Below are 26,774 nucleotides of genomic sequence, written 5' to 3' on the forward strand. Positions count from 1 at the left end.
TGGTGAGGGGCGGTACGGCGGCGCGCGGCCCGGCCTCCCGGCCGCGTCCGGGACCACCGGGGAACCGGGCGGGGGCGAATCGCCGTCCTCCTCCATTGCCTCGCTTCGGCTCCGTACTGCCGTTAACCTGCGGGGAATTGGGGGAACGGGGGCGTCATGGAGGACGGAGAAGTCCGTATCACCCGTATCGAGATGCCTGACGGCACGCCCGTATGGGCCCGGATCTCGGGTGCCGAGGAGCTGAGGCGGCCCTCCGGGGGGCTGACCTACTCGGACACCGGATTCGCCGATCAGGTGCAGGCGCGGGTGGAGAGTCTGAACGGGGTGGTCACCAGTGTCGCGAGGTCGCTGGCGGGACCGCTGAGGACGGTGCGGCCCGACGAGGTCAGCATCGAGTTCGGCATCGAACTGACCGCCAAGGCGGGCAAGGTCGTGGGACTGCTCGCGGACGGTGAGGCCAAGGGGGCGATCAAGGTGACTCTCACCTGGAACAACGGCGGACCGCCCGCTGATCTGTCGGCGGCGCCGCTCGTGCCTCCCCAGGCGATGGCACCGCCCACGGCCGCACCCTCCGGGGCGCCGCAGTCCGGCGGAGCGTCACCGGGCGGGACATCGCCCGGCGGGGCATCGCCCGGAGGCGAGCCGTCCGGAGCGGCGCCCTCCGGCGGGGCATCGGCGGGGGGCGCGCCGACGGCTCCGGCGCCCGGCGCGGAGCCCGGGGGCGCACCACCCGGCGCACCGGCGCACCCCGGCGGGCTCACGCCTCCGGCCGGGAGCGGACCATGATCGACGGGTTCGGCCGGGGCGCGCCGGGCGCCTCGGACGAGACCCGGCGTGCGCTCAAGGACCTCGTCGCGGCGGCGACCGTGCGCATCCATGGCCCGGCCTACGGGTATGCCCCTGATGAACCGGGCGGCGGCTTCCTGGGGAGCGGCTTCTTCATCGCCCCGAGCTGGGTTCTCACGTGTGCGCATGTGGCGATGCAGGGGGAGGGGCGGGACGTGACAGTGGTCTTCGAGACCGGCCCCGGCAGCGGCGAGGGCGAGTCGTCGGTGACGGGCTCCGTGGTCGCCGCGCTTCCCGAGCCGCCGCGCGACGCGCTCGCGGCACGCTCGTTCGGTACGCCCGGGAGCTGGCCCGGCCCCGATCTGGCGCTCATCAGACTCGGCAGACCCATCGAGCACCCCTGTGTCTATGTCACCGAGCGGCCCGCGGCCTACTTCGCCGGCGGGCAGGTGCTCTACTCCGGGTGGACGGAGGTGGGCGGCCGGCTCAAGCGGCTCAGCGGCTTCTGCACCGTGCAGGGCACGCTCGGCGGCTGGGGCGATCCGGACGAGCAGATGCGGCTCGGCGGGGACCTGCTGCCGCCGGGTGTCTCCGGCGGACCCGCCGTCGACCCGGCCCGCGGCGAGGTGGTCGGTGTGCTCAAGTCGCAGCTCGTCGGCGGTCTGGGCGGCACCTCGATCGGTATCGAGCAGCTCCGCTCGCTGCCGGTGCCCGCCGCGATGGCCGGAGCCGAGTCCGACGACGACTACCAGGCCGTGTTCCACGCCCATGACCGCTATCACGCGGACCGCCACACCAGCCGGGTGGGCACCGGCCGCACCTGGGCCGATGTGCAGAGCGGACTCGGCGCGGGCGCCGACCGCGCGCTCACCCCGCAGCAGCGCATCATCCTGCTCGGCAGACTCGCCGAACTGCCGCCGCCGGTCTCCACGCGCGGTCTGCTCGATCTGCTGGTCCGGCTGCCGAACGTCCACTCGGTCGACCGCTATCCGGCGCCGAGGAGCTGGCGGGACGGGCTCGGCGCGCTGTACGAGACCAGGGGCGGCGAGGCCGCGCTCGAACTCGTCCTGCGCTACTGCATGAGCGTCATCTCCGCCGAGCGCCCCTATGTCACCCACTCCACGGCGGCGGCCGAGGAGGCGCTCTGGAACTGGGTGAAGTGGATCGCCGACGACCGGCTCTCGCGTGAGTTCCGCAACGAGATCACCCGGCTCTGGTCCGCGGCCCGCCACCGCACCGACCGCGCGCAGCGGCGCGCGTCCCCGGCGTACGGCGAGCGTCCCGTGGAGGGCGAGGGCTCCTTCGTCCTGCTGGAGCTGGAGCCGCGCGGCTGGGAGCGGGACAGCTACGACTGGCGGGTCGGTGTCGCCCGGCACACCGGCGAGGTGGTGCCCGTCAGGGAGGACAGCAGGGGCACCCCCGCCCAGGACCTGCCGGCCAGACTCGCCGCGCCGCTGGCCGAGGCGTTCCGGCGGTGCGACGAACCGGACAGCCCCGCCGTGCTCCAGGTCGCCGTCGTCCAGGCGCAGCTCGGTCTGGAGGTCGACCGCTGGCAGTTGTCGCGCGACGAGCCGCCGCTCGGTGTCGTACGCCCGGTGGTGGTCCGCTGTTCGAATCCCGAGCCGCCGCTCTCGGAGGGCGAGGCGCGTGAGCACAGGGCCCGGTGGAACCGCACCTGGAGCGTCGCGATGCGGGGCGAGATCATCGACTGCGAGGACGGATTGCGGGTACCCGTACCGATGGAGGAGGACCTGCGGGCGCTGGCGTACGAGACCGTGCCGGTGCTCTGCCGGTACGGGGACCGGCCCGACGGCGAGACGGCGGCCGGACTGACCCGGGTGGTGCGCGGGGGCTTCCACATCGCCCTGCTGCGCCGCGGCGAGGACAGGACCGACATGGTCTGCGCGGATTTCCACCGCCGCGCGCTGGACACCGTCGCCGAGGCCAGGACGGCCGATCAGCTCCCGCGCAAGATCCAGGAGCTGAGACGCGGGGTGCGGGCCGGCCGGACGGAGATGTACTGGTCGGACGGCGTGGCGCTCTACTACGACGACCCGCACCACCCCCTGCCCGGATCGGGACAGCTTCTGGAGGCGCCGTGAACGGGCCTGCGCACGGGCCTCTTACGGGGTCAGCGGCGGATCGCTACGGTGATGCACGTCGTCCTCGCGGCGACGCGTGTTCGGCCCTCCCGACTGCCCCAGACCGCCCCGGCGGACGAGTGACGATGAGGATCACGTGATGAGTGAACCCGGCGAGTGGCTCATCTACCGAGGGGCCGGCGAACCGCACGGAGGCATCAGCCAGCTTCCGCCGCCACCGCCCTGGCGGGACTTCGCGGGCGGTGACGACACCTCGTCGAACGGCTCCGCCGACCGGCGGCTCGGCGGCTACCGGCACGAGGCGGAGCTGCACCGGCCGGGCGCGGAGGAGCTGGAGATGATCAATGCCGCGCTCTATCTGCGGCGTCCGCTGCTGGTCACCGGCAGTCCCGGCGCGGGCAAGAGCACCCTGGCCCACTCGGTCGCCCATGAGCTGGGGCTCGGCCGGGTGCTGCGCTGGCCCATCGTCAGCCGCTCCACGCTGCTGGACGGGCTCTACCACTACGATGCGATCGCCCGGCTCCAGGATGTGCAGATCGCCGCGCACCGGGGCTCGTCCGGTCCGGGCGGCACGGATGACGCCGACGACACCGGTACCGGCGGCGCGGACGGCACCGGTACCGGCGGCGCGGAGTACCGGGATCCGTCGGCGGACATCGGCAGCTATATCCGTCTCGGCCCGCTCGGCACCGCCCTGCTCCCCTCCGCGCTGCCCCGTGTCCTGCTCATCGACGAGCTGGACAAGAGCGACATCGACCTGCCGAACGACCTGCTCAATGTGCTGGAGGAGGGCGAGTTCGGCATACCGGAGCTGGAGCGCATCGCCGACCGGCTGCCCGACGGCGAGGCAGAGGTGCTCACCGACGACGGTACGAAGGTGAAGGTGAGGGGCGGCCGGGTGCAGTGCAGGGCCTTCCCCTTCGTCGTCCTCACCAGCAACGGCGAGCGCGACTTCCCGGCGCCGCTGATGCGCCGCTGTATCCATCTGGAGCTGGGCCGCCCCGACCATCAGCGGCTCGCCACCTTCGTACGGGCCCATCTCGGCGACGAGGCGGCCCGCGCGGGAGACGACCTCATCGCCCACTTCCTGGAGCGCTCGCGCAGTGAACTGATCTCCACCGACCAGCTTCTGAACGCCATCTACCTCACCGACGCCGCCGCCCCGGCAGGCCGGGACCGGCTCGCCGACCTGCTCATCCAGCGACTCGACCGGCCGAGGTGATGCGCTGATGCCCGACGTCACGGTACGGCACGGCCCGGACAGCGAGCCGGAGCCGGGACGCGGGCATGCCCCGGAGCCGGGACGCGGGCATGCCCCGGAGCGGTCTCCCGCCGGCGGGAACGGGCCGCCGTACGACGGCGCGCTGCTCACCGCGCTCGTCGCCCGGCTGCGCGAGGCCGGTCTCGACCCCGACGCCGAACAGCTCTGCGATGCCATCTGGCTGGCGCGGCAGACCAGCGGCCTCCCGCCCGGCCGGCCCGCCGGCGCGCAGACGGAGGACGGACTCCGCGCCGGTTCCGAGCCGACGGGCCCCGGACCGCTCGCCGTCACCCGGCCGGGCGATGAGGACCGTACGGGCGACGACGGCCCGGTGGACGAGCCGCTCCAGCGGCCCGAACCCCCGGACCCCGACCGGCGGATCGCGCTCTATCCCGTACCCCGCGATGGCGGGTCGCGGGTCAGGTCGGGCGGTGCCTCGGCGGCGCTGACCCTCGGAGTGCCCGCGGCGCCCGCGCTGCCCGCGCCCCTGGAACTCCAGCGCGCCCTGCGCCCGCTCCAGCGATACCGTCCCGCGGCGCCGCCGTTGCGCCGTACCCTGGACGAGGTGGCGACCGTTGAACTAAGTGCCCGTGCCGGCGGGCTGATCATTCCGGTGTTCCGTGGGGTGTCCCGGGCGGACGCGCTCCTTCAGTTCGTCATGGACACCTCGTCGTCCATGCGGGTGTGGGAGCGGCTCTTCGGCGAACTCCAGCAGATCTTCGGCCAGTTGGGTGCCTTCCGGGATGTCCAGGTGCGGTATCTGCACCAGGGCCCCGACGGAGCGCCCGCCGTCAGCAGGAGCCCCGACCCGGCCGCCGCGCCCCTCAGCTCCGCCGACCGGCTCAGCGATCCGACCGGCCGCCGGGTCACCGTGGTCGTCAGCGACTGCGCGGGACCGCTCTGGCACAGCGGACGCGCCCACCGGCTGCTGCACCAGCTCGGCCGCCAGGCCCCCACCGCCGTACTGCAACCGCTGCCGCAGCGCATGTGGAACCGCACCCGGCTGCCCGTCACCTACGGTGTGCTCTCCCGGGGCGAAGGGCTCGCGGGAGCCGCCGTGCTGAAGGTCAGCGACGAGACATCGGCGGGCGCGGCGGCACACCCCGGCGCCCTCGCCATCCCCGTACTGCCGCCGGTCGCGGGCGCGCTCGGCGCCTGGGCCCGGCTGCTGTCGGGCACCGGCGCGGGCCGGATCTCCGGCGCGGTCGGCTGGGTGCGCGCCGACCATCCGGCGGCGCCCCCGCCGCGTCCCGGCGACCGGATGTCCTCGCTCCAGCTCGTCAGCCGGTTCCGCTCGGCGGCCTCCCCGGTCGCCGGACAGCTCGCCGTCTATCTCGCGGCGGCTCCGCTCTATCTGCCGGTGATGCAGCTCGTACAGCGCACGATGCTGCCCGACTCGGGCCCCTCGGAACTCGCCGAGGTGCTGCTCAGCGGACTGCTCTCGCGCAGCAAGAGCGACAGCGCGGAGGACGGTCCGTGGTACGAGTTCGCCCCCGGGGTGCAGGAGGCGCTGCTGGGACCGCTGGGGCGGGACGAGGCGATGCTCGTGCTCAAGCACTGCTCGGAGTACATAGAGCAGCGGTTCGGCAGGGGCGGTCCGAACTTCCCGGCGCTGGCGCTGGCGCAGCTCGGCGACGGCAGCCATGGACCGCTCTTTCCCCGCGGCAGCCTGGACGACGACGGCGCGTTCGGCCCCGACGGCACCGACGCCGGGGAGAACGGGGAGCCGGGCGGGGGCGGACCGCGGGTCCCGCATCCCTTCGCCGAGGTGGCGGCCCGGGTGCTGGAGCGCTTCATGCCGCTGCCGGAGCAGTTCACCGACAGCGATCCGGGCGGACCCGGTCCCGAGGACCGGACCACCAACGCCGCGGTGGAGAGCGCCCGTGTCCTCGTGCGTCAGTTCGAGTCCGACGGCATGGTCCAGTATCTGATCGACGCCGTGCAGCAGCTCCGCGGTGCCACCGAGCGCGAGGCGCCGGGCGCCGCCGACCCCGAGCTGTGGGCCGAGACCGCCCGCTGTCTGCTGCGGCTGTGGGAGGTCCAGGGCGGCGGCGAACTGCTCCGTGAGGCCGTACGGGCGGCCGAGCGGGCCGCCGCGCACCCCCGGGCCGTCCGCGAACGGGCCGTGCTGGCACAGGTGCTGCACGCGGCGGCCGACGACCGGCGCCGGCGCGGCGACCGGCGCGGCGCGCTGGAGCTGCTGCGCCGCGCCGACCGTGAGTACACCGTCGCCTGCGCCGCGCCCGGTCTGGAGCCCGGCGAGGCGCTGCGGCTCACCCTGGAGCGGGTGCGCGCGCTGGAGGCGCAGTGGCGTCTCGGCGGGGACAGCGCGCTCCTCCAGGGCGCCATCGGCATGCTGGAGGCGTTCGCCGACGTCTGGCCCGATCAGGAGAACCGTCCCGTCGGACTGCCCCTGGCCCACGGCCGCACCCTGCTGCGGCTGTCCGGGGCGACCGGCGACACCGAACAGGCACAGGTGTACGCGACCCAGGCCGCGCGGTCGCTGCGCAAGGCCCTCGCGCCGGGCTCGGGAGCGCACACCGTGTCCACCCAGGCCAGGATTCTGCTGGATCTGGTGGACGCCCTGCTGCGCTCCGGCGAAGGTCTTGAGGAGGCCGGAACCTTGATCGAACAGTCGCTGGCGACCGTACGGGACGAGCGGCTGCTCGCCTCGCTCAGGGCGCGCGCGGCGCGGGTGTGCCTCGCCCGGTACGAACGCTCCGGCGACCCCGCGGATCTTGAGGAGGCGGCCGAGTGCTTCGCCCGCGCGGCACGCGGCACCGCGCGTGACACCCGGGCCCACGCGGATCTGCTCGCCGAATGGGGCGCCACCCTGCTGCGCCGCGCCGAACTGCCCGACGGAGCGCCGTACACCGGTGCGGCCGTGCGGGTGCTGCGCGACTGCCGTACGGAGACGGTGACGGGCACCGCGCGCCAGGCCGAGCGGCTGCTGATGCTGGGACAGGCGCTGATGCTGCGCCACCGGATCAACGACGACAGGGTGGATCTGCGGGAGGCCGAGCATCTCTTCGGCCTCGCGGCCCAGGAGGCCAACGAACCGCTGACCGAGGCCCGCTGCTGGCTGGAGCTGGGGCGCTCCCATCTCGACGCGTACCGGACCCTGCACCGGCCGGCCCGGCTGGACGACGCGGCCGAGGCGTTCCGGGACGCGGCGGACGCGGCCAGGACGGCGGAGGAGGAACTGGAGAGTCCGCAACTGCGGCTCCGAGCCGTCCGATTGCGTGCTGAGGCGTACCACTGGCGGGGTATGACATACGAGAGGGCCGGACGGCCCCGAGCCGCGCGTGAGGCATACCGGGCGGCCCGTACGGAATGGCGCAAGCTGCCGGACGGCGGCGGTGGGACGGCCGGATCGACCATGGAGCGACTGGCCGAGCTGGAGCGCTGAGCCGGGCGCTCCACGACAGGGCTACGGGGAGACGAGATGAGCGACGTGGTGCACGGCGCGGCGGACGGGGTGCCGAACGCCGGGACACAGGGCGGCGGCGCGCTGCCCGATCTGCTGGCACTGGACCTGGAGACACTGCGGACCCTCGACCACCCGGTGCTGACCGAGGTGGTGGCGGATCTGCGGGGCAGGGCGGAGCAGCCGCGGGAAATGCTGTGGGGGTTCAACAACGCCTTCTGAGAAGTGGTTTCGTGCCCGTTTCGGTCCGGGACACCGTTGAACCGGTCAACCTTGCCCGGCGGGGGTTTGCCTCCCCGGTCATCGAGGGAACCACGCCTTCGGCCAGGCGGCCCCGGCTGTCCCGGACAGACGGGCGGGGCCGCGCGGACGCCGTACATCATGGGGGTTACGGACGTGGCTCGACGGGGGAGTCCGCGCGGCTCGGCGTACCCGTATGCCGGGGCGCCCGGTTTCCGGACGCCCCGGGAGACCGTTCCCTTCGGGCAGTTCATCGTCAAGGTGCACGGCCGGTGCAATCTCGCCTGCCGCTACTGCTATCTGTACGAGGGCCCCGACCGGACCTGGCGCGACCGCCCCGCCGCGGCCCCGCCCGAGGTCCTGGACCGCGCCGCCGCCCGGATCGCCGAGCACGCGGACGCGCACGCGCTGAGCGAGCTGGCTCTCGTGCTGCACGGCGGTGAGCCGCTGCTCGCGGGCGCCGGCCGGCTGGCCGCCTTCGCCGGTCTCGTACGCGAACGGGCGGGCCGGGAGCGTACGGTCCACGCCACCGTGCAGACCAACGCCACCCTGCTCACCGAGCGCCGGATCGCCACCCTCGCCCGGCACTCGATACGTGTCGGTGTCAGCCTCGACGGCGGGCGGCCCGCGCACAACACACTCCGCACCGATCACGCGGGGCGGCCCTCCTGGCCCGCCGCCGTACGCGGCACGCGCCTGCTCGCGGCGCACCACCCCGAGGCATACGCGGGCATCCTCACCGTCGTCGACCCGCGGACCGATCCGGTCGAGATGTACGAATCCCTGCTGGAGCTCGGCCCGCCCGCCCTCGATCTCCTGCTGCCGCACGGGAACTGGACCACACCGCCGCCCGGTCTGCCCGCCATGGACCCGCGCCGCCACGGCCCCGGCGCCAGCCGCCCCACCCCGTACGGCGACTGGCTCAGCACGGTCTTCGACCGCTGGTGGTCGGCGGGGCGCAGGGAGACCCGGATCCGGCTCTTCGAGGAGTGTCTCGCCCTGCTGCTGGGACTGCCCGCCGCCACCGAGTCCCTCGGGCTCGATCCCGTCAACGCCGTCGTGATCGAGACCGACGGCGCCATCGAGCAGGTCGACTCGCTCAAGTCCGCCTACGACACGGCCGCCGCCACCGGACTCGACGTCTTCCGCCACTCCTTCGACGACGCCCTGAGCCACCCCGGGGTCGCCGCCCGGCAGGCGGGCGCGGCGGCGCTCGCGGCGGGCTGCCGGGTCTGCCCCCTGCTCACCGTCTGCGGCGGCGGCAACTACGCGCACCGCTACCGCGCGGGAGACGGCTTCGGCCATCCCTCCGTCTACTGCGCGGATCTGGAGCGACTGATCCGGCATGTGGCGGCCAGACTCGGCGAAGCGATAACGGCGGCGCGGCCGGAGGCGATCCGGGTCGCCGCCGCCGTCGCCGGTGCGCCCCGCGACGGTACGACTCATGCCGGTGCACCTCGCGACGGTACGACTCATGCCGAGGTGACCCGCGCCGAGGTGACCCGCGCCGAGGTGACCCGCGACGGTACGACTCACGCCGGTCCGGCCGAGCCCGGGGCCGAGCCCGGGGCCGGGGACGAAGCTGTCGGCGGCGCCCACGCCGCCGCGACGACGACGGGAGACTCCCGGTGAGCCTCGCCGTTCCGGAGCCGGTGCTGCGTGAACTCGGCCGTACCGAAGGCGGATCCGAGACCCTCGGACTGCTCGTACGCGACCAGCACACCCGCCGTCTCGTCCTGCTGCGCGCCCTGCTCGACGCCGCCGGGGCGGCACCGCCCTCCCTCTGCCCGCCCGCGGCGCTCGACCGGCTCCGCCAGGACTGGGCGCTGCTGGAGGCGGCGGAGCGCGCCGACCGGGCCGCCGTGCGGACCGTACTGCTCTATCCGCTCGTGGGCCCCTGGGCGCAGAGCTGTCTGCGCGGCCTCACCGCCCCCGGGCCCGCCCCCGGACTCCCCGCCGATCTCGCCCACTTCAGCGCGCTCGCCGCCGCCGCCGCGATCCGCGCCCGGCTGCCCTTCACCACCCGGCTGACGTCCCAGGACGGGCTGCTCGCGCTGCCGACCCTCGGCGCGCTGCGCACCGAACCGGGACCGCCCGCCCAGGTCGACGCCGAACTGACGGCGGACCGTGTGACGCTCCGCCAGGGCTCCGCCGCGCCCGTCACCGTACGGATCACGGCCGACGGCACGCGCGCCGACGACCCGCGCTGGCTGCCCGTGGTCACGCTGCCCGCCGTACGGCCCGGAGCCGCGCCCGTACCGCTGGACGACCTCGATCCGTACCGCACGGCGGGCAGCGGTCTGGAACGGCACGGTCTGTCCGCCGTCACCAGCCTCGACGCCGGTGAACGCACCACCTGGGCCCGGTCCTGGGCCGGGGTGGAGCCGCTGCTCCGTATCGGCGGACCGCACCGTCCGGCCGAGACGGCGGCCCTGCTGCACTGCGTGGTCCCGCTCGCCCCGCCGCCCGGCGCCGCGCCCACCGGCGAGGGCGCGGCACACTGCAGCGGCACCCGCCGCGAGGCGTTCGGCGCCGTTCTCAGCAGCCGGCCGGCCACCCCCGCCTTCTTCGCGTCCACGCTCGTCCATGAACTCCAGCACACCAAACTCGCCGCGCTCGCCGCCCTCGCCCCGCTGCACCACGAGGACGCGACGCCCCGGCACTTCGCCCCCTGGCGCTCCGACGCCCGGCCCTTCGACGGACTGCTCCAGGGCGCCTACTCGCACATCGCGCTCGCCGACTACTGGCAGCGCTTCGCGCTCGCCGCCGACCGGCTCTCCCACCGCGACCAGGCCTGGGCCGAACACGCCCGCTGCCGCGAACAGGTCGGCGCGGTCCTGCCGGTGCTGGCCGGCTCCGGGGCGCTGACCCCGGAAGGCCGTGTCCTCGTCAACGAGATGATCGCGATGTACCACCGGCTCACGGACACCCCGCCACCGCCCGGCCATCTCACCCGGGCGGTGGCGTATGTACGTACGGCGCGGATGATCTGGCGCCAAAGGAACGGAACGTGAAGCGGCGCGCACCGGGATGGAATCCCGGGGCTCCGGGGTATGTTAAAAGGGCGTATGACGATGCAGGGAGACGGCCGAATGCCCGCAGTGCGTAAGCCAGTTGGAGCAACCGGGCCGCAGGCTGTCACCATCAGTTTCGCGGGTTTCAACCGGCCCTGGGCGGCCTGGATCGGGGACCGTCTGGAGCGGCGCGGACTCCCGGTCGTCTACCAGCGCTGGGACCCCCCGGTGGAGACACCGCTGGAGGAGTCGCTGCGCGATCTGCTGCTCGCCCCCGGCCCTGTGCTGGTCATCCTCAGCGACTGGTACTTCCAGCTCGGCCCGCGCACCCACGACGAGTGGAACAGGGCGCTGCGCGAGGTCGTGGCCCCCGAGCCCGACCGGTTCGCCGCCGTCACCATCACCACCTCCGCGCTGCCCGGTGCCACCGCCGTCCTCGCCGCCGCCGATCTGACCACCCTCGGTCAGGAGGAGGCCGAGCGGCGCATCCTCACCCGTCTGGGCCTGCCCGCCGATACGCACGCGGAGCCGGTGGACACCCGGCGCGGCCCCCGCTACCCGGCCGACACGCCCGACGTGTGGGGCGGGGTCCCCCGCCGCAACACGCGCTTCACGGGCCGCGAGCCCCTGCTCAACGACGCCTACCACGCGCTCCAGGCGGCCGGCAGCGGCGCCGGAGTGGTCACCCTGCACGGGATGTCGGGCGTGGGCAAGACACAGCTCGCGGCCGAGTACGTCTACCGCTTCGGCGCGGAGTACGACGTGGTCTGGTGGGTCTCCGCCGACAAGCGCGTCACCTGCCGGCAGAAACTCGCCGAACTCGCCCCGGCACTCGGCCTGTCCACCGGTGTGGAGTACGGCGAGCGGCTGCGCGCGGCGCGTGACGCGCTGCGCCGGGGCGACCCGTACAGCCGGTGGCTGCTCGTCCTGGACGGCGCCGACGAACCCGACCAGATCTGGGATCTGGTGCCGACCGGTCCCGGGCATGTGCTGATCACGGCGCGCAACCCGGAGTGGGGCGAGCACAACAGCGCCCTGCTGGAGGTCCCGGTCTACGACCGCGAGGAGTCGGTGGCGTTCGTACGCCGCCGGGCGCCCCGGCTGACCCACTCGGAGGCGGACCAGCTCGCGGAGGCGCTCGAAGACCTGCCGCTGCTGCTCGACCAGACGGCCGGCTGGCTCAACGACTCGGACATGTCGGTCGACGAGTACATCGAGCTGCTGAAGGACGGCATCGACCAGGATGTCGTCAGGGTCTCCGCCGACTTCCCGCTCGCCTTCCAGACCGGCTGGTCGATACTGCTCAACAAGCTCCGTGAGACGGTCCCCGAATCGGTCGACCTGCTCCGGCTCTGTACGTTCTTCGCGCCCGGCGCCATCCCCGTACGGCTGGTACGGGACCTGCCACCGGACACGCTCCCGGAGAAGCTCCGCGGGCTGGTCGACGACCCGGTGCGGTGGGCACGGGCGATCGGCAAGCTGCGCCAGTACGCCGTCGTGCGCGCCGCCGGGGTCGGCGAGCGCGAGGTCCACGACTCGGTCAACGGCGAGGGGCTGGCCGGGGTGGCCGGCGACACGCTCTACATGCACCGGATGGTCCACCAGATCGTCCACCAGGACATGCCCTCGCAGGACCACAAGGAGTTCATCGAGGTCGTACGGCGGGCCCTGGTGCAGGCCGACCCGGGCCGGCCCACCGACACCCGGCTCTGGCCCCGGTACGCGGAGATCACCCCCCATCTCAAGTGGGCCGACGTACTCCGGAGCACCGACCCGGCGATGCACACCCTGATCCTCAACTGCCTGCGCTACATGTACCTTTCGGGCGAGTACCGGGCCGGGATCAACCTCGGCAGACGCGCGCTGAAGGCCTGGCGGGTGCTCCTCGGCGAGACCCATCCGAGGATCTGGGACCTCAGCTACCACTACGCCAATGTGATGCGCGCCGTCGGCGACTACGCCGGCACGGAGGTCATCGAGCGGGCCGCCGTCGAGCATCTGCGCGCGGAGAAGGGCCCGAAGGATCTGGAGCATCTGCGCGCCGCGGGCGGGCTCGCCGCGGATCTGCGCGGTCTCGGCCGGTACGAGGAGGCCTTCGAGATCTCCGGCTGGATCCTCGCCTCGTACCGCGAACTCCTCGGCGAGCAGGACTCCCGTACCCTCAACGCCCAGAACAACCTGGCCATCTCGCACCGGCTGCTCGGCCGGTACAACGAGTCGCTGGAACTCAACCGGCGCACCCTGGAGGCCCGTCGGCAGCTTCTGCGGCCACGGCACGCCTGGACACTCTTCTCCGAGATCAACTACGCCACGGACCTGCGGCTGCTCGGCCGCTACAGCGAGGCCGAGTCGCTCCAGTCGCAGAGCGTGCGCGTGCACCGCATCGTGCTCGGCCGGGACAATCCGCAGACGCTGCGCGCCGAGCACAATCTCGCGCTGTGCCTCTACCGGGCGGGCGAACGCGGCAAGGCGGGGGCGCTGTTCACCCAGGTCCTGGAGAGCTGCGAGCGTGTCCTGGGCGAACAGGACCCGCTGACGATGATGTTCGCGGCCAGCCAGAGCTGCTTCGCCCGTGAGCACGGCGACATCGACCAGGCCATGGCCATAAGCGACCATGTGGTCGACGGCTATGTGGCGATGCTCGGCGAGGGCCATCCGTATGTGGCGGGCACCCGTGCCAACCACGCCCTGATCCTGCGCAATGTCGGGGAACGGGACCAGGCCCATGTGCTCATCGAGGACGCCCTCGCGGATATGACACGGGTCGTGGGCGAGAACCACCCGTGGACCCTGGGCTGCGCCATCAACGCCTCCGCGCTGCGCAATATCGTGCGCGACCTGGAGGGCGCCGCCGCGCTGACCAACGGCACCATCACACGTGCCTCCGAGGTCCTCGGCCGTACCCACCCGCTGACGCTCTCCGCCCGTATCGCGTACGCGGCGGATCTGCGGGCCCTGGGGGACGCGCAGCGCGCCGAGAAGGCCGAGGGCGAGGCCCTGGACGACCTGGTGGCCACGCTCGGCGCCCAGCATGTGCACACCGTCGCGGCCCGGTCGCGTACCCGGCCGTACTGGGACTTCGAGCCGCCGATCATCTGACCGGTCCGAGCTCCGACGCGTCCCGCCCGCGCCGTGGCCGGGCGGGCCGCGTCCAGGGCCGGCCTCGGTCCCGACCGGGTCCCGACCCGGTCCCGGCCGTCGGCGGGCGGGTTCGGGGAAAGTGCTGAAACGCCGTCAAGGGTCCTGTAGAACAGGGCCCTTGAGCGGTGGAGGGGGGAGACGCATGACGGTCATCGTGGGTCCCACGGCGCCGGGGGAGGACGGACCGATCCCCGTCGTGATTGACACGCGGAGGTACGAGCCGGTCCCGGCCGAGGGCCTGGACGCCGTGTACGACGCCGTGTACGAGGGCGAGGACACCCGGGACGGCGCGGCGCGGCGGGTCATACAGGTGGCCAGGGACTCGTACGGCGAGGGACTCGATCTGGCGCGGCGCTGTGCCTCGCAGGCCATGCGCAGACTCGGCGACCTGGGGGAGGGGCTCCGCCCCGACGAGATCGAGTTACAGGTGTCGATCACGCTGGACGCGGGCATGGCGGCGGTCGTGAAGGCCGGGGCCGAGGCCCAGCTCCAGATCACCTTCCGCTGGCAGCCGGGCGGTACGGGAGCCGCCCCGGCGGGCGGACCGGCGGGCGGCGCGGCGATCGCTCCCGAGGGCGGCGCGGCGGGCGGACCGGTCCCGGGTACTCCGGCGGGAGCGACTCCGTGACGGGGGAGACCGACGGCGCCGCACCGGACCCCGGCGAGACGACCGGCCCCGCCGCATCGGAAACGGCTCCCGCGCCCGACCCCGTACCTGAGGCGGCCCCGGCAGCGGCGGCCTCGGCCGCGGTGACCGCGCCCGTACCCGTACCGGCCATTCCGATCCTCCCGTACAGCCGGGTCGTCGGACAGGACGACCTCAAGCTGGCCCTGGAGCTGAACTTCATCGCCCCGCGCATCGGCGGGGTGCTGATCACCGGCCAGCGCGGCACCGCCAAGTCCACCGTCGTCAGGGCCTTCGCGCTGATGTCCCGCGGCGAACTGCCCGTCACCCTGCCCATCAACGCCACCGACGACCGGGTGCTCGGTGGCTGGGAACTGGACGCGCTGATGCGCGGCGAGGCGCGAGAACAGTCCGGACTGCTCGAAGAGGCCCATGAGAAAGGGCTGTTGTACGTCGACGAGGTCAATCTCCTGGACGACCATCTCGTCAACATCATCCTGGACGTGGTCTCCACCGGTGTGCTCTCCGTCCAGCGCGAGGGCATCGCCGCGGACAGGCATCTCTCCTTCGGGCTCGTCGGCACCATGAACCCCGAGGAGGGCGGACTGCGCCCGCAGCTTCTCGACCGCTTCGGTCTCATGGTGACCGCCGCCGAGCTGGACACCGAGGCGCGCCACCGCGTGATCATGACGGTGCTGACCTTCGAGGAGGAGCTGGCCGAGGAGACGTCCGTCTGGCGGGCCGACGCCGCGGCGGAGGGCGCCACGCTGAAGAACGCGCTGCTGGCCGCCAGGACCGCGCTGCCCGGGGTCGAGGTCGGGGAGGGGATCGGCAGGCTCTGCGCCGAGGCCGCGGGGCGGCTCTCCGCCGTGGGCCACCGCGGCGAACTCGTCACCGTGCAGGCCGCCCGCGCCCTGGCCGCGAAGGAGGGCGCGGCGCGGGTCGAGCCCGGACATGTCCGCAGGGTCCTGCCGTTCGCCCTGCGCCACCGGCGGCCCGAGTCCACGCATGGCGGCACCTTCGAGTGGGGGCCCGACGACGACGCGCGCGTCGAGGACCTGTTCGGCTGACCGGCACATGCCCGAGACACCCCAGATACCCGAGATGCCTGAGAATCCCCGGGACCAGGCCCGGGACCAGGTCCAGGTTCCGATTGCGGCCCAGGCCCCGTCCCCGGTCCCGTCCCCGGTCCGGACCCCGGCTTCCTCCCTCGGCTCCGACGAGCTCGCGCGGCGGCTGCTGGCCGTCCTGGTCTGTGCCGCCGTCGAGCCCGGACTGCCCGGTGTGCTGCTGTTCGATCTGCCGCCCGAGCTGACCGCCCCCGTCACCGAGGTGTTCGCCGCTCTGGTCGGCCGGACCGCCGGAGCACCCGAGGGAGCCGGCGGGCCCGACCGGGCCGTGTCCCTGACCACCCTCGGCGCGGCGACCAGGGACGAGGACCTCTGGATACGCCCCCGGCTGGCGCGCGGCCCCGACGGCATCAGCTTCACGCTCGTACCCGGCCCGCTCACCGAGTCGCCCGCCGGTCCCTCACTGGTCGTCGTGCCCGATCTCGCCCGGCTCAGCGTGTCCGGCATGCGGGCCGCGGTGCAGCTCCTCGGCGCCGACGTCGCCACGGTCGAGCACTCGGGGCTGCGCCACCGATGGCGGCCACGCGCCCGCTGGCTGGCCGTCTGCCGCGCCGAGGACACCGAACGTGTCCCGCCGCATCTCCTCGACCGCTTCCCGGTCCGCCTCTCCGTCGCCGGACTCCGTACGCTCCCCGGCACCGGCACCGGCACACCACCGCCGGGCACCGGCCCTCCCGGCGCCCCTCTCGGTGACCGCGTCACGGACGCCATGGACCTCGGTGACCGCTTCACGGACCCCCTGGGCCCGCTCCCGGACGCCTGGCGGGCCGCACTGGCCCCGGGGGCGTCCCGGCCGCCCCTCGCGCTCGCCGAGGAGCTCGCCCCGCGCGTACTGGAACTGCTCGGCCCCGACGCCGGTCACCGACGGGCCCTCGCGCTGGCCCGGATCGCCCGCGCGCTGGCCCGGCTCGACGGTGCCACCGAGGTCACGGCCGCCCGCGCCGACGAGGCCGCGCGGCTGATCGGACTCCCCGGGGCCCCGCTCCCGTCCGTCGCCGCCCCCGCGTCCGGCCCCGGCCTCGTACCGCCGGAGCCGCCACGCCCCGGCGACCGCCCCGGGCGCGCACCGCGCCGTACGGACCGCGGCCCCGACGGGCAGCGCCGGATGCCCGCGGGCCGGCCGGTGCTCGCGCCGGAGCCCGCGGAGAGCATCGGACCGGGACCCGTCCCGGAGGCGGGAGCGCCCGCCACCCCGTATCCGGAGGACCGGACCGCGCCGTCGGCCGAGTCCGCCTCCCTGCGCACCCCCTGGCCCCGGGCCGCGGGACCGGCCTCCACCCGCGGACCCGTCATCGGGGTACGGCGCTCCCACGATCTGCGCGACCTCGCCTTCGTCCGAACGGCGATGGAGGCCGCCAAATACCAGGCGGTACGCGGGAATCCAGCGCGGCTGGCGATAGCGCCGGGCGATCTGCGCGGCTACGCGCGCGCCCCCGAGCCGGAGCGGCTGCTCGCCCTGGTCCTCGATCACACCTGCCGCTCCGACCTGCCCTGGCGGGACGCGCTCGAACCGTTCCTCCAGTGGGCCTATGTCAGCCGGGCGTCGGCCCATGTGGTCGAGGTCGGCCGCGGGGACGCGGTGAGCGGGTTACGGGCCGAGTCGTTCGCCGCCCGCAGCGTCCTCGACCCGCGCATCGCGGCCGCGCTGGTCCGGCCGCCCGGCCGCGCCACCCCGCTCGCCCACGGTCTCGACCAGGCGGCACAGGCCCTGCGCCGCGCCTTCCAGCACCACCGGGCGGGTCTGGTGGAGGCCTGGCTGGTCGTGGTCACCGACGGCCGGGGCAATGTGCCGCTGGACGCGAGCCGCCGCGGCCGTACGCCGGACGGCCCGGTCGGCCGCACGGGTGTCGAGGACGCCCTCGCCGTCGCGGCCCGGATCGGCGGTATGGACCGTACCCGGCTGCACAGCGTCGTCCTCGATCCGCTGCGCCGGCCGTACGCCGAACTGCCCCATCTCCTCGCGGACGCCCTCGGCGGCACGGTCGTCGAGGGACGGGCCACCACCGAGGCGGTGAGCGGCGATGGGTGGTGAACCCCACCGGCTCACCCGGTGGCTCGCCGGCACGGCGGGCGCGCGGCTGCCCCGCGCGGCCCAGCGGCCACACCGTACCCCCGTCCCCGTGGAAGCCGAGCCGGGCGAGCCGGAAGCCCTGGGCGCGGCCCCGGTGGACCCCGGCGCCCGTCTCCCGCACGCGATGGCGGTGATCAGGGTCGAACGGGGACGCCATCCGAGCGGCCGGGAGGCGTTCGGGTTCAGCGCGCGCTGCGAGGGCGTCGCCCCGCTGCCGTACATCTCGGGCGCCACCCAGTTGCGCCCGCCCGCGATCGGCCTCGGCAACGCCCGCGCGGGCGGTGAGGCGCCGTCCGAACTCCTGCGTGCCATCCGCCGCTGGTCGGCCAATCAACGGCGGCTCGCCGACTGGATCAACCGGGCCCGCGCGGAGCACGGCGCCGAGCTGCATCTCCTGATCTGGGACGACACCGGATACGAACTCCCCTGGGAGACCCTCTGGCTGCCCGCCGACCCCGGACACGGCCTGGCGGGCGGGCTGCTGGGCGCGCTGGTCGTCATGTCGCGCTGGACGACGATCCATGAGCTGGACCACGGTCTGCCACACACCCCCGGCGTCTGCGCGGGCCGGGTGCTCGGCTACTTCCACCGGGAGATGCGGCACGACATCGCCGCCTTCCGGGACTACGCCCATCAGCCCCATCTGAGGATGAGCAGCTTCCTCGACGCCCTGGACGAGCACCCCGGCGAACCGACCGGACTCGTCTACATGGCCGCCCACGGCACCTACGACGAGCGGCTCAGCGCGCTCTCGCTCGCCGAGGTGACCTGGGCGGAGCTGGACGAGCGGGCGATGACCGTACTCCACGAGGACCAGGCACTGGTCTGTCTCAACGCCTGCCACTCCGGACGGTTCGTGGACAACGGCGCGGGAGGCGAGGACGCGCTGCGCGGCTTCGCCGAACTCTTCCTCCGCAAGGGCGCGGGCGGCGCCATCGTCACCGCGGGCAAGGTCGGGGACAGCGAGGCCCGCGATCTGATCGGACAGCTGGTACGGGAGGTGACGGCGGAGCCCGAGCGGCCCGTGACCCATTCGCTGCGCGCCTTCAGGGCCCGTGCGCTGGACGACTTCGGCCCCCTGTCGGACATCCCCCGTATCCAGCATGATGACGGGAAAGTCGACAAGGACGGCCAGAAACGGGTCCTGCGTCTGCTCTACAGCTTCATGTTCCAGTACTACGGCCATCCGCTCACCACACTCCTGCTCACCGGCCGGCGGGACGACGAGGGACCGGAAGGGGGCGGACCGTGACCAGCGCGGAGCGGCCCCTGCTGATCGAGCCCGTCGTCAGCCGGCCCCGCGAGGCGGAGGCGGGGCGCACGTATCTCGTCACGGTCGATCTGCGGGGCCCGCTCGGGCCCGGCGGCGACGGCGGCGGCGACGGCCGTGGCGCCGGTCCCGGTCCCGAGTGGCCTTACCAGGACGAGGAGTTCACGTTCACCGTCGGACTCGACGGCTCTCCGCACTTCGTCTGTGAGGTGCTGGACGATCCCAGCGTCGTCCTGCACCGCTTCGGCGGGACGTACGGACCGGCGCGCTTCGTCGTGACGGCGGGCCGGACGGCGGGTCCCGCCTCGCTGTGGCTGACCATCAGCAACCAGTGGGGGATGCCCGTACGCAAGGCCGAACTGCGCTGCCGGATCAGGGAATCGGGTCCCGGCGCGGGCGCGGGCGAGGACGAAGGCGCGGGTGCGGGTGCGGGTGCCGGGATCGTGGGGTACCTGCCGGAGGCGCCCGGGGGTGTGCCCGCGCCCACGCCCACGCCCGAGCACATGCCCGAGCGCACGCCCACGCCCGCGCCCGCGCCCGAGAACACGCCTGCGCGGGCTCCTGGGGAGGTTTCCCGGGGAGTTCCTCGGGAGGCTCCTCGGGAGGCCGAGGCGCCCGCCGAAGCGCCCGGGGAAGCACCCGTGGCACCGGACACCCCGGACACCCCGGACACCCGGGACGGGCCCACCGGCTCCTTACCGGCGGCCCCGCCCCGGCGCAGGCCCGGCAGACTGCGCGCCATCCTGGACCGGGCACTGGGCAATCCCGCGGAGTCCCGCCGCGAGGCGCCACGGAGCGAGTCCCCGACGAGTCCCCCGGCGGGACGGATCGGCGCGGAGGCACCCGAATCCGTGCCGGAATCCAAGACCGAGCCGGAGCCCGAGCGCAGGCCTGAACGCGGGCCCGAGCACACGCCCGAACGCAGGTCCGCGCGCGGGCCCGAGGGCTCCGTAGCCCCCTCCGGAGCCCCCTCCGACCAGGACATCCTGATCGTCTTCGCCGGTTTCGACCGGGTCTGGGCGAGCTGGATCGGGGACCGGCTGGAGCGGCGCGGGGTGCGCGTCACCCATCTGCGGTGGGACCCGCCCCCCGAGACCCCGCTCGCGGAGGCCCTGCGGGAGCTGCCCTCGGTGCGGGGCCGGATCCTGCTCGTTCTCAGCGACGCGCTCCTCCGGCTCGGCCCGCGCGGCCACGACGAGTGGAACAGCGCACTGCGCGAGGTGACCGCCGACCGCTCCGGGCGCTTCGCGGCCGTCTCCGTCACCGGCTCCGCACTGCCCACGGCCACCTCGGTCCTCGCCCCGGTGGAGCTGATCCGCCTGGACGCCGTGGACGCGGAGCGCCGGCTGCTGCTCGGACTCGGCCTGCCCAGGGACCATCTGCCGGACGGGGCCGCCGGGCGCGGCCCCCGCTATCCGGCCGGCGCTCCCGAGGTGCGGGGCGGAGTGCCGCGCCGCAACATCCGGTTCACCGGCCGGGAAGAGCTGCTGGACCGGACCCGCCGGCTGCTGGCGGAGTGGGGCGAAACGGCCCGGGTGGCCCTGGTCGGTATGTCCGGGGTGGGCAAGACACAGCTCGCGGCCGAGTACGTCCACCGCTTCGGCTCCGACTACGACCTGGTCTGGTGGGTCTCCGCCGACCGCCGGTCCATCCTCCGGCAGCAACTCGCCGATCTGGCGCCCCTGCTGGGGCTGGCCACCGGGGCCGAGTACGGGGAGCGGCTGCGCGCGGTACGGGACGCCCTGCGGCGCGGTGACCCCTACGCGCGCTGGCTGCTGATCCTCGACGGAGCCGACGACGTCGAGGCCGTCGCCGATCTGGTGCCGACCGGGCCGGGGCATGTACTGATCACCTCCCGGCACCCGGACTGGGACCGGCACCCCGGCATCGTGGTCGAGGTGCCGGCCTACACCCGGGACGAGTCGGTCGACTTCCTGCGCCGCCGGGCCCCGCGGCTGACCCACGCCGAGGCCGATCAGCTCGCGGCGCTGCTGGCGGACCTGCCCCTGCTGCTCGACCAGACCGCGGGGTGGCTCAACGAGTCCGGCATGCCGGTCGAGGTGTACACCGAACTCCTGCGCGACGACCGGGCGGAGGACGCCGTCAGTGTCTCGGCCGACTTTCCGACGGCTTTCCGGACCGCCTGGGCGATCCTGCTCAACACGCTCCGCGAGACCGTCCCCGAGTCCGTCGACCTGTTGCGGCTGTGTACCTTCTTCGCGCCCGGCGCCATCCCCGTACGGCTGATCCGGGACCTGCCCCCGGACGCGCTCCCGGACCGGCTCCGCCCGCTGGTCGAGGACTCCGAGAGATGGGCGCGGGCGGTCGGCAAGCTGCGCGAGTACGCGGTGGTGCGTGTCCTGGGAGACGACGAGCGCGAGGGCCCGGATCCGGCGGGCGCCGTGGTACTCCCCGGTACGACGGGCGGTGACCCGCTCTATCTGCACCGGATGGTCCATCAGATCGCCCACCAGGACATGCCCCCGGAGGATCACCGGGAGTTCATCGAGGTGGCGCGGCGGGCGCTCACACTGGCGGACCCCGGCAATCCGGCCGACTCCCGGCTCTGGCCCCGGTACGCGGAGATCACCCCCCATCTCAAATGGGCCGATGTGCTCAGGAGCACCGATCTCCCGATCCACACCCTGGTTCTCAACTGCCTGCGCTACATGTATCTCTCGGGCGAGTACGGATCCGGGATCCGGCTGGCCGAGCGGGCCATGGCCGGCTGGCGGGAACTGCTCGGCCCGACCCATCCGAGGATCTGGGACCTCAGCCATCACTACGGCAATCTGCTGCGCGCCATCGGCGACTACCACGGCAGCGAGGCCGTCGACCGCGCGGCCAGCGAGTACTGGCGCGCCGAGCACGGTGTCCAGAACCTGGAGTATCTGCGCGCGGCCGGCGGTCTCGCCGCCGATCTGCGGGGCCTCGGCCGCTACCAGGACGCCCTGGAGCTCTCCCGCGACACACTCGGACTGTATGCCTCACTCGTCGGCGAGGAGGACGCCCGTACCCTCACCGCGCAGAACAACCTGGGTGTGTCGCTGCGATTGCTCGGACGGTACGAGGAGGCGCTCGAAGTCGACCGCCGCACTCTCGCCATCCGCGGCAGACAGCTTCCGCCACGGCACAGCTGGACCCTCTACTCGGAGATCAACCAGGCCATCGACCGGCGGCTGCTGGGCCGTTACCGCGAGGCCGAGGCCATCCAGGAGCTGAGCGCCCGTACACACCGGCAGGTGCTCGGCGCCGACAATCCGCAGACGCTGCGCGCGGAACACAATCTGGCGCTCTGCCGCTACCACGCGGGTGACCGGGCCGGCGCCCGGCCGCTGTTCGGCGAGGTGCTGGCGCGCTGTGAGCGGGTGCTCGGCGAGGAGGACCCGCTCACCACGATGATCGCGACGAGCTGTGCCTGGGTGGAGCGCGAGCTGGGAAACCTGGACGTGGCACTCGCCCGGCACGAGGAGGTGGAGCGCCGCTACTCCGCGATGCTCGGCCCCGCCCATCCGTTCACCGTCGGAGTGCGGGGCAACAAGGGGCTGACCCTCCTCGCCCTCGGTGAACGGGACGCGGGCCGCGAGGAGATCGAGCGCACCTACGCCGGGATGTGCGAGGCGGTCGGCGCCGGCCATCCCTGGGCCGTCGGATGCGCGCTCAACACCGCCACCGCCCGTACCCGGACCGGCGACCACGAGAGCGCGGCACTGCTGAGCCGCGACACCGTGGAGCGGGCGCTCCGGGCGCTGGGCCGGGATCACCCGCTGACCCTCCTCTGCCAGGTGGGGCTCGCGGGCGATCTGCGGGCGCTGCGGCGGATCGAGGAGGCGGGCAGGACGGAGGAGGAGGCGCTGAACGGACTGGCGGCGACGCTGGGCGCGCGGCACCCCGTGACGGCCGGGGCACGGCAGCGTGTCCGGCCCCACTGGGACTTCGAGCCGCTGATCATCTGAGCTGGTCCGACGGGCTCGTCGGAAACACCGCGTCCGCCGCACCCGGCCGGTCCCCGCGTCCGCCGGTGTCCCCGCACCGGTGTGTCCCCGCACCGGACGGATCCGGATACGCCGGAGGCCCGGCCCCGCGAAGTTCGCGGAACCGGGCCTCCTGCCCGTACGGACCGTACGACGCGGGCCGGGCGGGCCGGGCGGGTCGAGTGGCCGACGGGTCAGGCGTCGAAGACCTCGCTGGCGAGCTGCTGCTGCTCCGCCTGGTGGCGCTTGGCCGAGCCGACCGCGGGCGACGAGGAGTGCGGGCGCGAGATACGCCGCAGCCGCTCGCCGTGCGGGACATCGGCGCCGACCGCCAGGTCCAGGTGGTCGATCAGGTTGAGCGCGATGAACGGCCAGGCACCCTGGTTCGCCGGCTCCTCCTGCGCCCACAGGTACTTCGCGGCGTTCGGGAACTTGGCGATCTCGGCCTGCAGTTCCGCTCCCGGCAGCGGGTACAGCCGCTCCAGACGCAGGATCGCGGTGTCCGTGATGCCACGCTTCTGCCGCTCGGCGTCCAGGTCGTAGTAGACCTTGCCGGCGCAGAAGACGACCTTGCGCACCGCGTTCGGGTCCACGCTCGTGTCACCGATCACCGGGCGGAAGCCGCCGTTGGTGAACTCCTCCGACTTCGAGGCCGCGGCCTTCAGACGCAGCATCGACTTCGGGGTGAAGACGACGAGCGGCTTGTGGTGCGGGTTGTGGACCTGCCAGCGCAGCAGATGGAAGTAGTTCGACGGCAGGGTCGGCATGGCGACCGTCATGTTGTTCTGCGCGCACATCTGGAGGAAGCGCTCCGGGCGCGCGGACGAGTGGTCCGGGCCCTGGCCCTCGTAGCCGTGCGGCAGCAGCAGCGTGACGCCGGAGGTCTGGCCCCACTTCTGCTCGGCCGAGGAGATGAACTCGTCCACGACCGTCTGCGCGCCGTTGACGAAGTCACCGAACTGGGCCTCCCACATGACCAGCGCGTCCGGCCTGGCCAGGGAGTAGCCGTACTCGAAGCCCATCGCCGCGTACTCGCTGAGCAGCGAGTCGTAGACGTTGTAACGGGCCTGCTCGACGGTGAGGTACTGGAGCGGGGTGTAGTCCTCGCCCGTCTCCTGGTCGACGAGGACCGCGTGGCGCTGGCCGAACGTACCGCGGCGGGTGTCCTGGCCGGAGAGCCGGACCGGGGTGCCCTCCATCAGCAGCGAGCCGATCGCGAGGGTCTCGCCCATGCCCCAGTCGATCGTGCCGTCGTCCACCGAGGACGCGCGGCGCTGGAGCTGGGGCAGCAGCCGGGGGTGGACGGTGACCGAGTCCGGGATGTTGACCTGCGACTCGGCGATCCGCTTGACGACCTCCTGCGAGACCCCGGTGATGACGGAGACCGGGAACTCGGCCTGGGCGTCGGGCACCTGGGCCGGGGCGGGCTGCGAGGTGGCCTCGCGGACCTCCGCGAAGACCTTCTCCAACTGGCCCTGGAAGTCCTGGAGCGCCTGCTCCGCCTCTTCCAGCGTGATGTCGCCGCGGCCGATCAGCGACTCGGTGTAGAGCTTGCGCACCGAGCGCTTCTTGTCGATCAGCCGGACCATCTGCGGGTTGGTGAACTGCGGGTTGTCGCCCTCGTTGTGACCGCGGCGGCGGTAGCAGATGAGGTCGATCACGACGTCCTTGTTGAACGTCTGGCGGAACTCGAAGGCGAGCCGCGCGACGCGGACCACGGCCTCCGGGTCGTCACCGTTCACATGGATGATCGGCGCCTCGATCATGCGGGCGACATCGGTCGCGTACATGGAGGAGCGGGAGGACTCCGGGGAGGCGGTGAAGCCGACCTGGTTGTTGATCACGATGTGCACCGTGCCGCCGGTGCGGTAGCCGCGGAGCTGCGACATGTTGAGCGTCTCGGCGACGACGCCCTGGCCGGCGAAGGCCGCGTCGCCGTGGAGCGCGAGCGGCAGCACGGTGAAGTCCGTACCGCCCTTGTTGATGATGTCCTGCTTGGCGCGGACGACACCCTCCAGGACCGGGTCGACCGCCTCCAGGTGCGAGGGGTTGGCGGTGAGCGAGACCTTGATCTGCTCGCCGTCCAGACCGGTGAAGGTGCCCTCGGCGCCCAGGTGGTACTTCACATCGCCGGAGCCGTGCATCGACTTCGGGTCGAGGTTGCCCTCGAACTCGCGGAAGATCTGCGCGTACGACTTGCCCACGATGTTCGCCAGGACGTTCAGCCGGCCGCGGTGGGCCATACCGATGACGACCTCGTCCAGCCGCGACTCGGCCGCGGCGTCCAGCACGGCGTCGAGCAGCGGGATGACGGACTCGCCGCCCTCCAGCGAGAACCGCTTCTGGCCCACGTACTTGGTCTGGAGGAACGTCTCGAACGCCTCGGCCGCGTTGAGCCGGCGCAGGATGCGCAGCTGCTCCTCGCGCTCGGGCTTGGCGTGCGGGCGCTCCACGCGGTCCTGGATCCACTTGCGCTGCTTGGGGTCCTGGATGTGCATGAACTCGATGCCGGTGGTGCGGCAGTACGAGTCGCGCAGCACGCCCAGGATGTCGCGCAGCTTCATCATCGACTTGCCGGCGAAGCCGCCGACCGCGAACTCCCGCTCCAGGTCCCACAGCGTGAGCCCGTGCTCGGTGATGTCCAGGTCGGGGTGCTTGCGCTGGAGGTAGTCCAACGGGTCGGTGTCGGCCATGACATGGCCGCGCACCCGGTAGGAGTGGATCAGCTCGAAGACCCGCGCGGGCTTGGTGACGTCCTCGTCGTGCGAGGCGTCGATGTCCTTGAGCCAGCGGACCGGCTCGTACGGGATGCGCAGCGCCTGGAAGATCTCGTCGTAGAAGTCGTTCTCGCCGAGGAGGAGCTGGCTGACGATGCGCAGGAACTCGCCGGAGGCGGCGCCCTGGATGACCCGGTGGTCGTAGGTCGAGGTCAGCGTCATGACCTTGGAGATGCCCAGCTTGTTCAGGGTGTCCTGCGACGTGCCCTGGAACTCGGCCGGGTAGTCCATCGAGCCGACGCCCATGATGACCGACTGACCGGGCATCAGACGCGGCACGGAGTGGACCGTGCCGAGGCCCCCCGGGTTGGTCAGCGAGACGGTGACGCCGGTGAAGTCGTCCATCGTCAGCTTGTTGGCGCGGGCGCGGCGGACGATGTCCTCGTACGCCTGCCAGAACTCGAAGAAGTTGAGCGTCTCGGCCTTCTTGATGCCGGCGACGACGAGCTGGCGGTCGCCGTTCGGCTTCACCAGGTCGATGGCCAGACCGAAGTTGATGTGCTCGGGCTTGACCAGGGTCGGCTTGCCGTCGCGCTCCGCGAAGGAGTAGTTCATCGACGGCATGGCCTTGAGCGCCTGCACCATCGCGTACCCGATGAGGTGCGTGAAGGAGATCTTGCCGCCGCGGGCCCGCTTGAGGTGGTTGTTGATGACGATGCGGTTGTCGAAGAGCAGCTTCACCGGGACGGCGCGCACGGAGGTGGCCGTGGGCAGTTCCAGCGAGGCGTTCATGTTCTTCGCGACGGCGGCCGAGGGGCCGCGCAGCGTCACATACTCCGGGCCCTCGCCGGCCGTGGCGGGCTTCGCCGGGGCCGGGGCGGCCTTGGCGGCCGGGGCGGCGGCGGGAGCCGCCGGAGCGGCGGGTGCGGGCCGCGCGGGCGCGGCGGGAGCCGCCGCCGGGGCGGGAGCCTGCCGGACGGGAGCCGGGGTCACGGGCGCGGCCGGCTGCCGGGGGG

At 73.3% G+C, this 26,774-nt stretch carries 13 protein-coding genes and 1 pseudogene; 13 read left to right on the plus strand and 1 reads right to left on the minus strand.

Features of this window, described 5'->3' with window-relative positions; translation table 11 throughout:
• Positions 1-156 precede the first annotated feature (156 nt).
• The 13 genes and pseudogenes from ACWGDX_RS26120 to fxsT (ACWGDX_RS26180) all read left to right on the plus strand — a co-directional run bounded on the left by ACWGDX_RS26120 (position 157) and on the right by fxsT (ACWGDX_RS26180) (position 23,023).
• On the plus strand, positions 157-786 hold the full coding sequence (locus ACWGDX_RS26120; protein ID WP_453629296.1) for a CU044_2847 family protein: 630 nt from the start codon (positions 157-159) through the stop codon (positions 784-786).
• A complete protein-coding gene (locus ACWGDX_RS26125; RefSeq protein ID WP_453629298.1) occupies positions 783-2,888 on the plus strand; it encodes a VMAP-C domain-containing protein in 2,106 nt (701 codons plus the stop codon). The genes ACWGDX_RS26120 and ACWGDX_RS26125 overlap by 4 nt, the downstream gene beginning before the upstream one ends.
• A 139-nt stretch (positions 2,889-3,027) precedes the next feature.
• Complete coding sequence (locus tag ACWGDX_RS26130) at positions 3,028-4,110, plus strand: AAA family ATPase (RefSeq protein WP_453629299.1); 1,083 nt, start codon at positions 3,028-3,030, stop codon at positions 4,108-4,110.
• 7 nt (positions 4,111-4,117) lie between these two features.
• Positions 4,118-7,558, plus strand: coding sequence for an SAV_2336 N-terminal domain-related protein (locus ACWGDX_RS26135; RefSeq protein ID WP_453629301.1), 3,441 nt, complete (start codon positions 4,118-4,120; stop codon positions 7,556-7,558).
• 36 nt (positions 7,559-7,594) lie between these two features.
• Positions 7,595-7,798, plus strand: a complete 204-nt coding sequence (gene fxsA / locus ACWGDX_RS26140) for an FxSxx-COOH cyclophane-containing RiPP peptide (RefSeq protein WP_453629303.1) — start codon at positions 7,595-7,597, stop codon at positions 7,796-7,798.
• A gap of 159 nt (positions 7,799-7,957) precedes the next feature.
• Positions 7,958-9,205: pseudogene (locus ACWGDX_RS26145) on the plus strand (FxsB family cyclophane-forming radical SAM/SPASM peptide maturase); the annotation flags it as partial.
• A gap of 239 nt (positions 9,206-9,444) precedes the next feature.
• Positions 9,445-10,830, plus strand: coding sequence for an aKG-HExxH-type peptide beta-hydroxylase (locus ACWGDX_RS26150; RefSeq protein WP_453629305.1), 1,386 nt, complete (start codon positions 9,445-9,447; stop codon positions 10,828-10,830).
• 78 nt (positions 10,831-10,908) lie between these two features.
• A complete protein-coding gene (gene fxsT, locus ACWGDX_RS26155; RefSeq protein ID WP_453629307.1) occupies positions 10,909-13,929 on the plus strand; it encodes an FxSxx-COOH system tetratricopeptide repeat protein in 3,021 nt (1,006 codons plus the stop codon).
• Positions 13,930-14,113: 184 nt separating this feature from the next.
• Positions 14,114-14,599: a CU044_2847 family protein gene (locus tag ACWGDX_RS26160; RefSeq protein ID WP_453629309.1), complete on the plus strand. Its 486-nt coding sequence runs from the start codon at positions 14,114-14,116 to the stop codon at positions 14,597-14,599.
• Between the two features lie 122 nt (positions 14,600-14,721).
• On the plus strand, positions 14,722-15,666 hold the full coding sequence (locus ACWGDX_RS26165) for an AAA family ATPase (RefSeq protein ID WP_453629322.1): 945 nt from the start codon (positions 14,722-14,724) through the stop codon (positions 15,664-15,666).
• 34 nt (positions 15,667-15,700) lie between these two features.
• On the plus strand, positions 15,701-17,758 hold the full coding sequence (locus ACWGDX_RS26170; RefSeq protein ID WP_453629311.1) for a hypothetical protein: 2,058 nt from the start codon (positions 15,701-15,703) through the stop codon (positions 17,756-17,758).
• Positions 17,748-19,049: a CHAT domain-containing protein gene (locus tag ACWGDX_RS26175; protein ID WP_453629313.1), complete on the plus strand. Its 1,302-nt coding sequence runs from the start codon at positions 17,748-17,750 to the stop codon at positions 19,047-19,049. The genes ACWGDX_RS26170 and ACWGDX_RS26175 overlap by 11 nt, the downstream gene beginning before the upstream one ends.
• A 1,001-nt stretch (positions 19,050-20,050) precedes the next feature.
• Positions 20,051-23,023, plus strand: coding sequence for an FxSxx-COOH system tetratricopeptide repeat protein (gene fxsT / locus ACWGDX_RS26180; protein WP_453629324.1), 2,973 nt, complete (start codon positions 20,051-20,053; stop codon positions 23,021-23,023).
• 212 nt (positions 23,024-23,235) lie between these two features.
• Here fxsT (ACWGDX_RS26180) and ACWGDX_RS26185 read toward each other — a convergent pair.
• Positions 23,236-26,774, minus strand: a 3,539-nt coding sequence (locus ACWGDX_RS26185; RefSeq protein WP_453629315.1) for a multifunctional oxoglutarate decarboxylase/oxoglutarate dehydrogenase thiamine pyrophosphate-binding subunit/dihydrolipoyllysine-residue succinyltransferase subunit, incomplete at its 5' end; no start/stop codon positions are given.

Source organism: Streptomyces sp. NPDC055025 (genome assembly GCF_053608565.1).

What these genes read in the sequence shown, in the direction of transcription:
- ACWGDX_RS26130 (WP_453629299.1), top strand. Translation starts at nt 3,028, where the DNA reads ATGAGTGAACCCGGCGAGTGGCTCATCTACCGAGGGGCCGGCGAACCG.
- ACWGDX_RS26160 (WP_453629309.1), top strand. Translation starts at nt 14,114, where the DNA reads ATGACGGTCATCGTGGGTCCCACGGCGCCGGGGGAGGACGGACCGATC.
- ACWGDX_RS26175 (WP_453629313.1), top strand. Translation starts at nt 17,748, where the DNA reads ATGGGTGGTGAACCCCACCGGCTCACCCGGTGGCTCGCCGGCACGGCG.
- fxsT (WP_453629307.1), top strand. Translation starts at nt 10,909, where the DNA reads ATGCCCGCAGTGCGTAAGCCAGTTGGAGCAACCGGGCCGCAGGCTGTC.
- ACWGDX_RS26120 (WP_453629296.1), top strand. Translation starts at nt 157, where the DNA reads ATGGAGGACGGAGAAGTCCGTATCACCCGTATCGAGATGCCTGACGGC.
- ACWGDX_RS26125 (WP_453629298.1), top strand. Translation starts at nt 783, where the DNA reads ATGATCGACGGGTTCGGCCGGGGCGCGCCGGGCGCCTCGGACGAGACC.
- ACWGDX_RS26135 (WP_453629301.1), top strand. Translation starts at nt 4,118, where the DNA reads ATGCCCGACGTCACGGTACGGCACGGCCCGGACAGCGAGCCGGAGCCG.
- ACWGDX_RS26170 (WP_453629311.1), top strand. Translation starts at nt 15,701, where the DNA reads ATGCCTGAGAATCCCCGGGACCAGGCCCGGGACCAGGTCCAGGTTCCG.
- fxsA (WP_453629303.1), top strand. Translation starts at nt 7,595, where the DNA reads ATGAGCGACGTGGTGCACGGCGCGGCGGACGGGGTGCCGAACGCCGGG.